This is a genomic window from Flavihumibacter rivuli, assembly GCF_018595685.2.
In the GTDB taxonomy this organism is placed as follows: Bacteria; Bacteroidota; Bacteroidia; order Chitinophagales; family Chitinophagaceae; genus Flavihumibacter; species Flavihumibacter rivuli.
Window position 1 is genome coordinate 2,697,184 of record NZ_CP092334.1, and the last position, 14,749, is coordinate 2,711,932.

12 protein-coding genes and 2 pseudogenes are annotated in these 14,749 nt (G+C 49.3%); 5 read left to right on the forward strand and 9 right to left on the reverse strand.

Features of this window, described 5'->3' with window-relative positions; genetic code table 11:
• Positions 1–731: 731 nt before the first annotated feature.
• Entirely contained in the window at positions 732–1,952 is a 1,221-nt protein-coding gene (locus KJS94_RS11550; RefSeq protein WP_239804143.1) for an IS256 family transposase, read from the forward strand.
• A gap of 268 nt (positions 1,953–2,220) precedes the next feature.
• Here KJS94_RS11550 and pyrH read toward each other — a convergent pair whose 3' ends face one another.
• Positions 2,221–2,943: a UMP kinase gene (gene pyrH, locus KJS94_RS11555; protein WP_214448821.1), complete on the reverse strand. Its 723-nt coding sequence runs from the start codon at positions 2,941–2,943 to the stop codon at positions 2,221–2,223.
• Between the two features lie 162 nt (positions 2,944–3,105).
• On the opposite strand from pyrH, the gene KJS94_RS11560 reads away from it, so the two are divergent.
• Together KJS94_RS11560 and KJS94_RS11565 are read left to right on the forward strand one after the other, a co-directional pair.
• A complete protein-coding gene (locus KJS94_RS11560; RefSeq protein WP_214448822.1) occupies positions 3,106–3,909 on the forward strand; it encodes an ABC transporter ATP-binding protein in 804 nt (267 codons plus the stop codon).
• On the forward strand, positions 3,902–5,593 hold the full coding sequence (locus KJS94_RS11565) for a hypothetical protein (RefSeq protein ID WP_214448823.1): 1,692 nt from the start codon (positions 3,902–3,904) through the stop codon (positions 5,591–5,593). The genes KJS94_RS11560 and KJS94_RS11565 overlap by 8 nt, the downstream gene beginning before the upstream one ends.
• Positions 5,594–6,373: 780 nt before the next feature.
• On the opposite strand, the gene tsf is transcribed toward KJS94_RS11565, so the two are convergent.
• From tsf to rplM, 4 genes are all read right to left on the reverse strand, one after another.
• The gene (gene tsf, locus KJS94_RS11570; RefSeq protein WP_214448824.1) at positions 6,374–7,213 is read right to left on the reverse strand and encodes a translation elongation factor Ts; all 840 of its coding nucleotides are present in this window, start codon (positions 7,211–7,213) and stop codon (positions 6,374–6,376) included.
• A gap of 143 nt (positions 7,214–7,356) precedes the next feature.
• Positions 7,357–8,232 (reverse strand): 30S ribosomal protein S2, encoded by an 876-nt coding sequence (rpsB, locus tag KJS94_RS11575; protein ID WP_214448825.1) that lies wholly within the window; start codon positions 8,230–8,232, stop codon positions 7,357–7,359.
• A 102-nt stretch (positions 8,233–8,334) separates the two neighbouring features.
• The gene (rpsI, locus tag KJS94_RS11580) at positions 8,335–8,724 is read right to left on the reverse strand and encodes a 30S ribosomal protein S9 (protein ID WP_214448826.1); all 390 of its coding nucleotides are present in this window, start codon (positions 8,722–8,724) and stop codon (positions 8,335–8,337) included.
• Between the two features lie 42 nt (positions 8,725–8,766).
• Positions 8,767–9,210, reverse strand: coding sequence for a 50S ribosomal protein L13 (rplM, locus tag KJS94_RS11585; RefSeq protein WP_214448827.1), 444 nt, complete (start codon positions 9,208–9,210; stop codon positions 8,767–8,769).
• Between the two features lie 266 nt (positions 9,211–9,476).
• Between rplM and KJS94_RS11590 the strand changes: the two genes are divergently transcribed.
• Positions 9,477–10,076 carry a hydrolase gene (locus KJS94_RS11590; protein WP_214448828.1) on the forward strand — a complete coding sequence of 200 codons (600 nt, stop codon included), beginning with the start codon at positions 9,477–9,479 and terminating at the stop codon, positions 10,074–10,076.
• 117 nt (positions 10,077–10,193) lie between these two features.
• Here KJS94_RS11590 and KJS94_RS11595 read toward each other — a convergent pair whose 3' ends face one another.
• Genes KJS94_RS11595 through KJS94_RS11605 form a run of 3 tightly spaced genes read right to left on the reverse strand, consistent with a single transcriptional unit; the run spans position 10,194 to position 13,319 of the window.
• Positions 10,194–11,990: a SusE domain-containing protein gene (locus KJS94_RS11595; protein WP_214448829.1), complete on the reverse strand. Its 1,797-nt coding sequence runs from the start codon at positions 11,988–11,990 to the stop codon at positions 10,194–10,196.
• A gap of 11 nt (positions 11,991–12,001) precedes the next feature.
• Positions 12,002–12,799, reverse strand: a complete 798-nt coding sequence (locus KJS94_RS11600) for a hypothetical protein (protein WP_214448830.1) — start codon at positions 12,797–12,799, stop codon at positions 12,002–12,004.
• A gap of 10 nt (positions 12,800–12,809) precedes the next feature.
• Positions 12,810–13,319: a DUF5004 domain-containing protein gene (locus tag KJS94_RS11605; protein ID WP_214448831.1), complete on the reverse strand. Its 510-nt coding sequence runs from the start codon at positions 13,317–13,319 to the stop codon at positions 12,810–12,812.
• A gap of 39 nt (positions 13,320–13,358) precedes the next feature.
• Between KJS94_RS11605 and KJS94_RS18250 the strand changes: the two are divergent.
• Positions 13,359–13,418 (forward strand): annotated as a pseudogene (locus KJS94_RS18250) (hypothetical protein); the annotation flags it as partial.
• Between the two features lie 57 nt (positions 13,419–13,475).
• Here KJS94_RS18250 and KJS94_RS11610 read toward each other — a convergent pair.
• Positions 13,476–14,735 (reverse strand): annotated as a pseudogene (locus tag KJS94_RS11610) (RagB/SusD family nutrient uptake outer membrane protein); the annotation flags it as partial.
• Between the last annotated feature and the right edge of the window lie 14 nt (positions 14,736–14,749).

The following is a 14,749-nucleotide window of genomic DNA, read 5'->3' on the forward strand; positions in this document are numbered from 1 at the left end:
GGATTTTTTGTATCCTGCTATTGGCTTCCAGGGGATCTTTGGGTTACGGGTTGGTGAATAAAAAACCACCCATGTCAGGTGGTTTTTCTATCTGCAATGTAAACAGTATTATTAATATATGCAAGCCTGGCGCGGGTTTCACGTACATTTACTAGTAAGGGATAGTATTTTTCCTACTAGGGAAGAAGATGTGGACATGTGGACATGTGAAAATGTGGATATGTGACTTTAGGCCAACCAGAGGAGAGGAGATACGCTAACCAGGGGGAGATGTGGAAATGTGGACATGTGGACATGTGATCCTTACGCCAACCAGTAGAAAGGGGCATACGCCAACCAGAGGAGATGGATACACGCCAACCAGGGGGAGATGTGGACACCCCCTCCGCTGCGCTACGAGGGCATATGTGGAGATGTGGAAATGTGATTTTTACGCCAACCAGTGTTTGATGCGAAGAACTGCCTTTGATAAAGCTTTGATAAATTAGGAATCTCCTTCACTATTGCTTCTGAAGTTGAGGACTTGCCTTGGCTGCGGCTTTGGCAGTCGAGTTTTGGAGTGGTGAATGGTCCCTATGAATAGTAGAAAGGCGAAATGGATTCCCATGCATCCAGCCCAGTCAGGGGCTGCTAAGTTGTACCAAAAAATGGCAGTAATGGCAAAATAAAAGAGGCTGTAAAATGAACTGTGTCAAAGGTTAAAATTATTAATGACCTTTAACACAGTTTTTATGCTAGACAAACAACACCCTGATTATGACAGCCTTCAGAAGAAGGCCTTAGAGCAATTGCGCTCTGGCAAGTCGCTTTTCGGTAAAGACGGAGCCTTTGCCCCCATGCTAAAACAGTTCATTGAGGCAGCCCTTGAAGCTGAGCTAGAGGAGCATCTTGACGATGAGCAACGTGATAATGGCAATCGCAAGAATGGGAAGAACAGTAAACGGCTTAAGACAGCAGAAGGGACACTGGATATAGAAACTCCTCGCGATCGGGATGCATCCTTTGAACCACAATTAGTCAAAAAGCGGGAGACCATTTTAGCGGAGAGCCTGGAACATAAGATACTGGGGCTTTATGGCCATGGAATGAGTTTTCGGGATATTGCATCACATATCAAGGACATGTATGATACTGACATATCTGCGGCTACATTGTCTGCAATCACCGATAAGATTATCCCACTGGTAAAAGAATGGCAGAACCGGGTCTTGGAGCCGACCTACTGCATTGTTTTTTTGGATGCCATGTATTACAAGGTCAAGGAGGAAGGCAAAATCGTCACTCGCTGTGTTTATAATATCCTGGGAATAGCTCCAGATGGCCGAAAAGACTTACTCGGGATGTACATAGCCGAGAGCGAAGGGGCCAACTTTTGGCTAGGAGTGCTCAGCAATCTGCAACAGCGCGGGGTTGCCGACATCCTGATTGCCTGTATTGATAACCTTAAGGGGTTTGCCGAAGCCATAGCCAGCATATACCCCAAGACTGAAGTGCAAACCTGCGTGGTGCATCAGATCCGTAACTCGCTAAAGTATATTGCCAATAAAGACCAAAGGCCCTTTTTGGCTGATCTTAAGCCAGTGTACCAGGCGGTAAGCCTGGATGAAGCTGAACGGCAATTACAGGAATTAGAAGCTAAATGGGGTAAAAAGTATCCGATTGTCATTGACTCCTGGCACCGCAACTGGAGTAAGTTAACGACATACTTTAAGTATTCCCCGGCCATCCGAAAACTAGTATATACCACCAATGCCATAGAGGGCTTCCACCGGCAAATCCGAAAGGTAACCAAAACAAAAGGGGCATTTACCTCTGATATGGCACTATTGAAATTGATCTATCTGGCAACCATGAACATCCAGAAGAAATGGTCAAAACCCCTGCCAAACTGGGCACTTACCGTATCCCAACTGTCCATCATTTTTGGTGACCGGTTGAAATTGATGATATAAAATCCTCTATACTGATCAATAATTATTGCAACTTTAGATCATTGATCAACAGTGCCAGAATAATTATTGATCAGCATAGAGTTTTGATCCAGATCCTTGAAATAAAAATTTGACACAGTTTAATTTTACACTCCCAAATAAAAAGAGACCCGTCAGGGTCTCCTATATGCGCGCCAGCCTTATAATGGTTGGCGTAAGAATCACATGTCCACATTTTCACATGTCCACATTTCCACATGTTCCACAGGTGCTTCGCGCCTGCGGACTCCTATCCTCTCACCAACGTTCCCACATTCTCGCCCATCACCACCTTCATCAGGTTGCCGGGTTTGTTCATGTCGAACACGATAATGGGGAGGTTATTTTCCATACAGAGGGTGAAGGCGGTCATATCCATCACCTTGAGGTTTTTATTGATACAATCGCGGAAAGAGATGGTCTCATATTTTGTAGCAGCAGGATCCTTTTCAGGATCAGCGGTGTAAATACCATCTACCCTGGTTCCTTTCAGGATCACGTCGGCCTTGATCTCGATGGCACGCAGGGACCCCGCAGTATCTGTCGTGAAATAGGGGTTACCCGTTCCTGCCCCGAAGATCACCACACGGTGCTTCTCGAGGTGACGCATCGCACGGCGGCGTATATAGGGTTCAGCGATCTGTTCCATCTTAATAGCGCTTTGAAGGCGGGTAAAAACACCTTCCTTTTCCAGTCCGGCCTGCAGGGCCATCCCGTTGATAACAGTGGCCAGCATGCCCATATAATCACCATGGGCCCTTTCGATACCGGTTTCAGCCTCGTTCATACCGCGGTAAATATTTCCGCCGCCGATCACCAGGGCTACTTCCACACCGGCTTCCGCCACTGCCTTGATCTCCTTCGCATATTGCGCAATGGTGGCCGGGCTCAGCGGCTCATATCCATCATCACTCTTCCCCATTAATGCTTCACCGGAAAGTTTTAAAAGAATTCGCTTGTACTTTGGCTCCATGATTTCTGTTTTATTGCCCTTTTAGTGATCGTGCTGCAAAGAAAAGATTTTTTGCTGAACCCCTTGAAGTATCTTGTGCATCCTAACCGGCAAATGTCGCCGGGGTCTTTATAACCTACTACCTTATCCCATAGTTTGACACTAAAACAGTGAAACTAATCAATGGAAGCAATCATCAGGATCCAGGACCTTTTTAAAAACTATGGTACGCAACAGGTGCTGAAGGGCATCAACCTCGAGGTATTTCCCGGCCAGGTGATCGGTTATATCGGTCCAAATGGTGCTGGCAAGAGTACTACTGTGAAGATCCTTTGCGGACTCTTACAGGACTATGAAGGAAAGGTCACCGTAAAGGGTATCGATATGCAAAAAGACCCGGTGGCCATCAAGAAGGTCATTGGCTATGTGCCCGAGTCCGCAGAATTGTATGATGTCCTCACGCCCATGGAATTCCTCCGCTTCATGGCTGGACTTTACCAGCTGCCTGAAGCACTGGCGAAGGAAAGGATCACCCGCATGCTCACTGCCTTCGGCCTGGGTGACCACCTGCACCAAAGGATGGATACTTTCAGCAAGGGGATGAAACAGAAAGTATTGCTGACCTCGGGTATCCTGCATAACCCTGATATCATTTTTCTCGATGAACCCCTGAGCGGATTGGATGCCAATAGTGTGATCATCGTCAAGGAACTGATCTCCAAACTGGCTTCGGAAGGCAAGACCATCTTTTACTGCAGCCATATGATGGATGTGGTGGAGAAGGTGAGCGACAGGATCGTACTCATCAACCAGGGACAGATCATTGCAGACGGCAGTTTCGATGCCCTGCAAGAGCAGATGGGACGCCAGAGCCTGGAGAATATGTTCGCGAAACTCACGGCCAGCGATAGCCTCCACCAGGCCGCCAATGAACTGGTACAGGCATTCGGATCACAACCCCTTCAAACAGGTAGTACCCATGAATAGCATCGCCCGGTTCTTTCTTGCCATCGTGCTCCTGCCTGCCGGCCTCTACAGAAAGCTTGGCATCAACACCGAACAGCTAAGAACCATCCTGCAATACAAGCTCATCATGGACGACAGGCGTCCCAACAGCTTACAACAAACACAAGGCAGGAAGAAGAATAGCAGTATCAAATATGCCAGCATTGGCACCATGTTGATCTCCCTGGTAATGGGAGTGCTTTACCTTTCCGTTTTTGTCCTGGGTGCAGACGAGGTTACCAAAATGAATGCCTTCTTTACCGCATTCATCTTCCTGCTGGCATCCATGCTGATCAGTGATTTTACTGCAGTCCTGATCGATGTACGGGACAATTTCATCATCCTCCCCAAGCCAGTAAATGACCGAACCGTGGTGATGGCGAAATTGCTGCATATCCTGGTGCACCTGGGGAAAGTGGTGATCCCAATGTGCATTCCCATCAGCATTCTATTGTACACAGATTGGGGCCTTAGGCCAATGCTGGCCTTCCTGGCACTCGCCATCCTGGCTGTGGTATTCACCATCTTCCTCATCAACGCAGCCTACCTGCTGGTGCTTAAACTCACCACTCCTGAGAGATTCCGATCCATCATTGCCTGGTTCCAGGTATTCATGGCCATCGTCTTGTACGCAGGATACCAGGCCTTCCCGAGGATCGCCCAATTTGAAGAAATCCAGACCTTTACCATCACCGACTATTGGTTCGCCTGGTTATTACCTCCCTATTGGTTTGCATCGGGCTGGACATACCTCAGTGGTTTCGCAGAACCAGCCAACAGCATTTATGGATTGATCGCAAGCATTGTGATCCCCTTGGTCACAACCTGGTTGGTGATACGCTATTTTGCACCTTCCTTTAACAAGAAACTGACGCTGATCAGTCCGGGCAGCAGTGAAGGTTACAAAGGAACCAGGAACGAGGCTGATCAACCTAAAAGCTACGCTGAGCGGCTGGCCAGGCTTTTTACCAAGTCACCAGAAGAGAAAATGGCATTCCTCTTCGCCTGGAAATGGAGCAGCAGGTCAAGGGAATTTGCACTCAAGGTTTATCCCACTATTGGTTATGTAATTGTCTGGCTGATCTTATCCCTTTCCAGGTTCATCGATTTCAACCCGGGATCGATCGACGACAGGGACACCAGGATCGGTATGCTCACCACCATCTATTTCAGCGCATTCATCCTGATCAATGCTGTTAGCCAGGTCAGCTACAGTGAGAAGCACCAGGCATCCTGGATCTTCAGGGTCGTACCTTGTCACCAACCGGGAGGTCTGATACTGGGTACCTTTAAAAGCATGGCCTGCAAGTTCTACCTGCCCATCGCAGGTACCCTGATCCTCATATCGTTAATTTGGCTGGGACCAAGCATCCTGCCCAATATGCTGCTGGGCTTATCGAACCAGCTCGTGATCTGTGCGTTGGTGACCTTGTTATCGAAAAGGGCAATACCCGCTTCCCTTCCTTCAACCATGAACGATAAATCAGGGAACTTCCTGCGTGCCATGGCATTGCTGGCTTTGTCAGGATTGATCGCCATCATGCATTTTTTCATATTCCCCTATTTAGGCGCGGTAATAGTAATGACCGCTTTATCCGTCGCCGGACTTTGGCTTTTGCTGGACCAGCTGGGCAAAACAGGATGGGAGGAGTTGGTGGAAGCGTAGGAGTTCCGCAGGTGCTTCGCACCTGCGGAACATGTGGAAATGTGGAAATGTGAAAATGTGGATATGTGACTATACACCAACCATAATTAGGCTGGCGCACATTTTTGGAGACCCTGACGGGTCTCTTTTTCTTTTGTCATTATAAACACTTTTTGCTACAACTTAGCAGCCCCTGACGGGGCTGGATGCATGGGAATCCATTTTGCCTTTCTACTATTCATAGGGACCATTCACCACTCCAAAACTCGACTGCCAAAGCCGCAGCCAAGGCAAGTCCTCAACTTCAGAAGCAATAGTGAAGGAGATTCCTAATTTATCAAAGCTTTATCAAAGGCAGTTCTTCGCATCAAACACTGGTTGGCGTATGCCCCTTTCTACTGGTTGGTGTAAAAATCACATTTCAACATCTCCACACATGCCCTCGTAGCGCAGCGGAGGGGGTGTCCACATCTCCCCCTAGTTGGCGTGTACCCATCTCCTCTGGTTGGCGTATGCCCCTTTCTGCTGGTTGGCGTAAAAATCACATTTCCACATCTCCACACATGCCCTCGTAGCGCAGCGGAGGGGGTGTCCACATCTCCCCCTGGTTGGCGTGTACCCATCTCCTCTGGTTGGCGTATGCCCCTTTCTACTGGTTGGCGTAAGGATCACATATCCACATGTCCACATTTCCACATTTCCACATCTCCCCTGGTTAGCGTTTACCCTCTCTGGTTGGCGTAAAACAAAACTGCCGGTATCTCTACCGGCAGTCCTATTCATTCAATCGTATAAGTGCAATTATCCGAGGGCAACACGCTTGAAGCCTGTTACCTTCAGGTCAGCGCTAACGCTCTTCAGGTAATCAGCAACACTCAGGCCACCATCCTTAACGAAGGCCTGGGCCAACAGGGTTTGCTCCTTGAAGAAGGCGTTCAGTTTACCGGCAGCGATCTTCTCGATCATCTCTGCAGGCTTACCAGCCATCTTGGGATCAGCGGCAACGGTCTCAGTGATGATCGCCTTTTCACGGGCTACGATCTCAGCAGGAACGTTGTCAGCGTCAACGGCAACAGGGTTCATGGCAGCGATCTGCATGGCAACATCCTTACCAGCTTCAGCAGCTTCCTTGTTCAGGCCAACCAGAACACCCATGCGGTTTGCACCGTGGATATAAGAGGCAACATAATCAGCATCGATGCGCTCGAACTTGGAGATACCGATCTTCTCACCGATAGAGGCAAGCTTATCGTTCACCAGGTCAGCGATCTTGGCACCGTTGATCGCAACGTTATTCAGTTCTTCAACAGAAGTAACGTTGTTGGCGATAGCGGCATCCATGATGCTTTGGGCGAAAGCTACGAAGTCAGCATTCTTGCTCACGAAGTCAGTCTCACAGCTAACACAGATAGCGATACCGGTCTTGTTATCGGCAGTGGTCTTAGCCAGAACAACACCTTCTTTCGCTTCACGATCGCTACGCAGGGCAGCAACCTTAGCACCTTTCTTACGCAACCAGTCGATAGCAGCTTCGAAATCACCGTTGGTCTCGGTCAGGGCCTTACGGCAATCCATCATACCGGCACCGGTAGCCTGGCGCAGTTTGTTGATATCAGCGGCTGTAATAGTTACAGTTGACATAGTATTTTCAATTTGACTTTTGAATATTTCAGATTAAGTTGATCAACGCTGCAAAACTGAAAAAAGAAGGCGAAAGGCTGGCTTTCGCCCTGTTATGTTACAGTTAAGTAGGCGTCATCTCACCACTGTCCTGGTGCACAGGATTAGCGGGCGCTGGTACGCTTGGGGCTGTTGGGTACGCGACGCTTGGGGGCACCACCGGGACCACCGGCAGTTCCGCGGCCACGACCACCACGAGCGGCTTCAGCCTGGGCTTCAGCTTCAAGGCGTGCTGCGCGCTTTTCGTTCTCATCGCTGTTCTCTTCTACTTCTTCTTCCTTAGCAGCCTGACGCTCAGCCAGACCTTCAGCGATAGCGGCAGTGATATATTCTACGATGATAGCGATACTCTTGGTAGCGTCATCGTTTGCAGGGATCGGGAAATCAACCTTGTTAGGATCGCAGTTGGTATCTACCATACCGAAGGTTGTGATACCCAGACGCTTGGCTTCAGCCAGGGCGATGTGCTCATGACCGATGTCGATCAGGAACAGGGCAGCAGGTACACGACCCAGCTGGGCGATACCACCCAGAACCTTTTCCATCTTCTCCTTATCACGGGTCAGGGTCAGGCGCTCCTTCTTGGTGATGTTATCGAAAGTACCGTCGTTCAGCATTTTCTCGATGCTCTGCATCTTCTTAACGCTCTTACGAACAGTGTTGAAGTTGGTAAGCATACCACCCAACCAACGCTCGGTAACATAGGGCATGTTAACGCGCTGGGCACACTGGGTAGCAATTTCCTTAGCCTGCTTCTTGGTACCTACGAACATTACTTTCTTACCGCTGCGGGCAATAGCCTTCAGGGCAGCCGCAGCTTCCTGCAGGCTTTCAGTAGTCTTGTTCAGGTCAATGATGTGAATACCTTTCTTCTCAGCGAAGATGTAAGGCAACATCTTGGGGTTCCACTTCTTCTTGAGGTGACCGAAATGTACACCGGCTTCGAGCAGTTGTTGCTGTAATGAAGTGTTATTTTCCATTGTATAATTTGATTGAAGAGATGTTCTAAAAATTGTTTGAGGTCTGAGGTTTGAAGTTTGGGTAATCCTGTCACCCCAAACCTCAAACCACAAACTGAAATATTAACGCTTGCTGAACTGGTAGCTACGACGGGCTTTCTTACGGCCTGGCTTCTTACGTTCAACCACACGGGGATCACGACGCAGGAAACCGGCAGCTTTCAGTACCGGACGGTATTCAGGGTTAACTTCCAGCAGGGCACGTGCAATACCCAGCTTGGCAGCTTCAGCCTGGCCTTTAACACCACCACCGGCAGCATTGATCACGATATCGAACTTGTCGATAGCCTCAATTGCCTTCAGGGGAGCTTCTACCTGGTTCTGCAGGTAAACCAGCGGAAAATATACTTTGTAGTCTTTATCGTTTACAGTGATCTTGCCATCGCCCTTGCTGATGAACACGCGGGTCACAGCTTCCTTACGACGACCTAAACCATTTTTTTGCTTTTCCATTTATGTGGAATTTGAATGTTTGTGATTTGTGTTTAACCGGGATTAGAAGGACAGTGCCTTAGGCTGCTGGGCGGTATGCGGATGCTCGGCACCGGCATAAACGAACAGCTTCTTATACATCTTACGACCCAGGCGGTTCTTCGGCAGCATACCTTTAACAGCACGCTCGATCACCACTTCAGGACGACGCTTCAGGAGGTCCTTAGCCAGTTCTTCCTTACGGCCACCAGGATAGCCAGAGAAAGTGTCATAGATCTTCTGCTCCATCTTGTTACCGGTCAGCTTCACCTTATCGGCATTGATCACGATAACGAAATCCCCACAATCAACATGCGGAGTGAAATACGCTTTGTTCTTACCACGCAGAATGGCCGCGATTTTGGCACACATACGACCAACGGTTTGATTGGTACCGTCTACAACATACCAGTTGCGCTGAACGGTAGCCGCATTCGCATGCTTTGTGGTGAAATGTAATTTGCTCATTTGAATTACTTTTAAAAATGTTACCGCCATCCCGGTAACATGGGTTATGAAATAAAACGGAGCGCAAAGTTAGGTAGAGGGATGCCTTCCTTCCAAGAAAATGAGGGCATATTTTTACAGCCACTTATGCAACTAATTGATTTTCAATAAAAATTTTTACAAAGTTTTTATTTTGCCTGCCCAAAGCAGCCACCACAGCCCATTGCGGGGCCCTCAGATCGGCTGATGCAGGCGGGTTAAGGCTTTGATCACTTAAAACTATTACAATGGCAAGTTTAGCCCTGGGAAGAACAAGTTTCGGCGACCCGGCCAATACGGGAAATGTACTTTCGGAAGCGGAAGCCCTCCAGCTCCTGGAGGATTGGGTACCCAATGAACGCCTGCGGCTCCACATGAAGCAGGTAGGGGAAGTTATGAAGCAATGGGCCCTGCAGCGGGAAGGCCTTTCGGCTGTAGAAGCCCATAAATGGTGGCTGGCAGGGGTCCTGCACGATGCCGATTGGGAAAAATATCCCAACGACCACTGCCGCATGATCATCGAGGAACTGGAACGCAGGAATATCGACCCGGCCATTATCCGGACCATCGCCTGCCACGGACCCCGGCATTTTGGGGTGGAACCAGAAACCACCATGGAAAAGATGATCTATGTTTTCGATGAACTGTCGGGATTCATCCATGCAGCCGCCCTGATCCGTCCCACCCGCTACGAGGGTATGGACGTGAAGAGCGTACAGAAAAAGCTGAAGACCCCCTCCTTCGCCGCCCAGGTCAGCCGCGAAGAAATTGATGATGCCATCAGCAGGATCGACGCCAGCCAGGAGGAGATAATTGGGTTTATTATCGCCAACCAGGGGAGGATGTGAGGATGTGGAGATGTGGAGATGTGACTTTTACGCCAACCATAAGTAAGCCGGCATTTAAATAAAGAGGCTGCCTCTTTTGAGACAGCCTCTTAAGACTAAAAACACTGACTGCTTAGCTTACTGTAGGGTTACGGTTCCCCTGTATTCATCGAGTGTAACAGTATAGATCTTATCAGCATCACCGGCATTGCCAGGCACTTTGAAGTTGTTGCCACCTTCCCACTTGATGGTTCCACCACCATTGTCTTCGTAGTCAAACGCACCCCAATCGTTGCCGGCCAGGAACTTGAAGTCCTTGCCTGCCTTCAGCTTGATGGAAAGGGTCCAACGGCCATCGCCCAGGTAGGTCATATTGGGCGAACCGCCGGGATTCCACTGGGGAAAATCAGCAAGGCCATCGCCAACGATCTTCATCACCTGAACGAAAGGCTCAAGGGTATACGTAATGTTCTTGGGATCAGTAGCATTTACTGCCAGGCGGTACTTACCGGCTGTTGCAGGACCAGGTATATTGTTCTCACCCTGCTCCACCAGCACATTCGTGGTTCCAGACTTCAGGCCGAAATCATGGGGTCCACGGAGACTGCCATCAGGCCAGTTGTTGAAATCGATGAGCTTGAACTCACCACCGCCAACGAAATCAACGATTCCAACAAACCTGTTGATCACGCTGGTACCGAGGGCCTGTGAAGGGAAAGCTGCACCGGGATTCCAGCTGGCAGGGGTAGCAGAACCTACTGTTGCCATTTGGCCGTACGCAGGCTCGATCCAGTACTTCAGGTCCTTCATATTGATCATCACACGGTAGTAACCGCTTGAAGGAACTGAGAGGTTGTCCTCATCCTGCTCAGCGAGGTCGCCGGGTGAACCTTTCTTCATACCCCAATCCTTGGCATTCAGCGGACCACCGGGCCACTCCTGCTGGTTCAGGATCTTGAATCCAAAGCCATCCACAGAGAGGTAGGAATAGGCATAGAAGTAATTGGCATCACGGGTATCCTGGATGAAGCGGACAGAGCGCGCAGGCTCCCATCCGGCAGGGCTTGAACCACCCACCAGGTAGAACTTCAACTCACGCAGGTATACCACATCATTTACGTATAGGGATGGCAGTGAGTAAGTGCCAGACTTGGCCACTACCCTCCACTTGAGGGCAACCGGTGAACCAAGGTCAGTGAAACCGGCACCGATCAGAGCTTCATTGAAATCAGCATAGGACCAGGTACGAACGGTATCGATTCCGTTCTTATTGGAAGCAGATGCCAGTACGGGTGCACTGAAACTTCCATCAGGCTTGATGAACTCGATGGTATAGGTAACCGGCTTGGAAGTACTGGAAGAATTGGATGTCTGCCATACAAACTTCACTGAGTCGGTAGTGCTGAAAGGATTGATCTCGATAGTAGAATTGGAACTTACCGGGCCATAAATAGCGAATGGTGAAACACCATCACCAAACCTGGTGATATCGATAAAGTTCACTTCGTTGGCCCTCACTTCCACATCACCGTTGTTGGCAATAACTGTCCATTGCAGGTCAGCGGTGGCCGCATCGGCAACTCCCTTTGATTTCAGGGCATCATCGATCTGCTTGTAGGTAAGGGTCAGCTTGGTATCCTTACCCTCATTATCTGAAGGGATGGACAAAATGGGCTGTTCAATAGAACCTGTACGCAGTGCAGCGATCCAGGTATAGGTAGGTGCAGTATTCAGACCCGGACGGGCAGCTGACCAGGTGATGGTCACTTTCTCATTCGGGGTAGCTGAATTCAAAGCCAGTTTGGCACCACTGGCAGGCGTCAACAGGGAGAAGGCATCCAGACCTTCACCTGAGCCATCTTTATCAAAATCATACTTCTTACAAGAAGTAATGATCAGGGCGGTACTTAATAAGGCCAGCAATATTTTTCTCATAACCATGATGTTTACTTGAATTGGGTAAATGGTACTTCAATAGCTCCTGTCTGGTGAGGCACATCACCACCTGTAGCATCCTTCACCTTTCCCTTGAAGGAGTAAGTGAATTTGGACAACTGGGTTCCGGCAGGAACGGTGAATGAATAAGTGGGGATGAAAGAGGCAGCCCACTTCTGGTTGCCCAGTGCCTTCAGGTTAAAGGACTTGGTGCCAATGGCAGCTCCTGCTGCATTGTAAAGGGTCACCTCCACTGTTTCGGGAGCCAGGCGCTGGTCATTTACTTCAGTGGCCAGGGTCTGGTCGAAGTTGAGCTGGATGGCATCATCCTTACCAACTTTTGCAGGGAACACCCTCATCATGGTTGGGGTGAACACCAGGGCATCGAACTTAAATGTCTTATAGTCCTTGGACTGTTTGGATCCATCCCTTGTCTTCACCAGGAAACCAAAGGTTCCCAACTGGGCGGGTGTCAGGCCGAAGATCTCTGTACCCACAAAAGTGAAGCGCCATTTATTGGGGCCGGCATTGGTCATCTTGGCGGCAACACTTGAATTACCCCAGGAGCCATTCACAATACCATCCTTCTTTGGCTTGGCCGGATCATTATCCCTGGCATCAGGGTTACTGAAGATCCAGATAAAACATTCTGCTTCACCTGCCACGCCTTCACCGGTAACATCTACTTCAATGGTTACCTGGTCAACAGGGGTAAACACCGAAGGAGTGAACTTCGGGTTCTGGGCCTTTGCCAGCGAAACGCTGAACAAGGCAGCCATGAATACAACTAAATATTTCAAGGTTTTCATTGTAATGCTTTTACTGTTTGGTGAACACATATTCGTAGGTCATGGTTACTTTGCCTGACTCGGCGTTCACCCTGTCGACCTTCAACTTAAAACTGGGGCTGAACGCGCTGGGATAGGATCCGAACTTGGCCTTCAGGGTATCGGTACCCTGGATGAAATGAACCTGACTGGGTGCAGCAATATTATCCACCTCCCATTTGCCGGAAGCGAAGGGAATGATCTTCGGGGAATTTCCGGGAGTGGTTGTGAAATCAGTAGGTGCATTGGACGCACTGTTCAGTTTTAACTTGAACTCAGAGTAAGGAAAATCAGAAGTGATGTCCTTGCTGATGTAAGGGGAGTTTTTGATCCCAGCTTCCTCGTCGGTCTGCTTGGCACTCACCAATACCCAGTCACCGGTAAGGGCGGGGATATTTCCCAAAAAGCTCTCTTCATCGATGATCGGGCCGAATTTCTCCGGCTTACAGGCTGCCATGTTCAACAGCAGGCCTGCGCATATAATTAAGCTTAACTTTTTCATATCAATGTCTTTTTAAGATTAGTTACAACCTCCTTCAGGATTCCTTACGAATTCTGTGTTAGAGGCCATTTCACCTTGCGGGAACTGGATGGCCAGACCAGGACAGTTCCAACGGGCACCGCGACCATCAACATTCTGGCCGGTCAATGCACCGATGCGTTTGATCTCCTGGATACGGTTGCCTTCACCCACCATTTCAATGAAACGCTGCTCGCGTGCTACACGGATCACATCTGCAGCCGCAGCATTGGTGGGAAGGTTGCGGCTGGTATTGCCATATGCCCTTTCCAGGATATCATTCACATCCTGGATGGCTGTTGCAAGGGCAGCACCGCCTGCAGCAGCACCGGCTTCAGCCCTGATGAGCTTCAGTTCGGTCACATGCAGTACCGGCAATTCAAAGACATCACTGTTATACTTAGTGATCACATTGATCCCTGCCTGAAGTGTATTGCTTACAAATATCGCACGCTTATCACCGGTATTGGCCACCTTGTTGAACGTTTCGTTATTAACGAACAGGGTTGGCCTGCGGGTGTCACTCCTGAACTGGTCGCGCAGACCATTTCCAAGACTACCCTGGGGATTGTTTTGCTGTGCAGAGATCAGGAGGATCGCTTCCTTGTTCTTGCCAACGGAGAAACGGGTGGTAAATGCTGTATCAGACTTTACGAACTGGTAAGGCTTGGCTCCGCTTAAGGCATCATTGGCCGCAGCGTACGCTTCAGCAAATTTGTTCATCTGGAAATAAACCTTGGCCAGCAGGGCGTTTGCAGCATCCTTAGAGGCAACAGTAGTGGCTCCTGATGAAAGCTTTGCAGCCGCATCGTTCAGGTCGGCAATGATCTGGTTGTACACTTCCTGTACACTCGCACGGTTAGCGATATTAACATCTGAGCTAATGCGCACGGGTACGCCAAGATGACTATTGTCCGGAGTAAAGCCATAGGGTTGGGCATAGAGGCGAACCAGTTCGAAATGCACCATGGCACGGATGAACTTGGCTTCCCCTTCGATCTGATCCTTGGCTGCACTAGCCTTATCGAGGTTGGCCAGCACCTTGTTCATGTTGGCCACGATACGGTAACTGTTGGAATAAAAGTCATTCTTATATGCACCGAAGATGGAAGTACGACGGCCATAGATCTCACCAAAGTCTTCGGTGAGCAGGGTTCCGTCCAGTTCATCACTCAACAGTTCGCTGATGACTACGGTCCTTCCGCCGTAGAAGGTTTCACTTCCAAGGGTAATGTAAGCACCATTCACTACACGCTGCAGTCCGGCTTCATCCTTCAGTGCTTCTTCTTCCAGGATCTGGCCCTGTGGTGGGCGATCGAGATACTTTGAACATGATACACCAGCGATGGCAGTGGCCAGCAGCAGTGCAGCACCAATTCTATATGAACGCAATTTCATTGCAAATCTTTTTT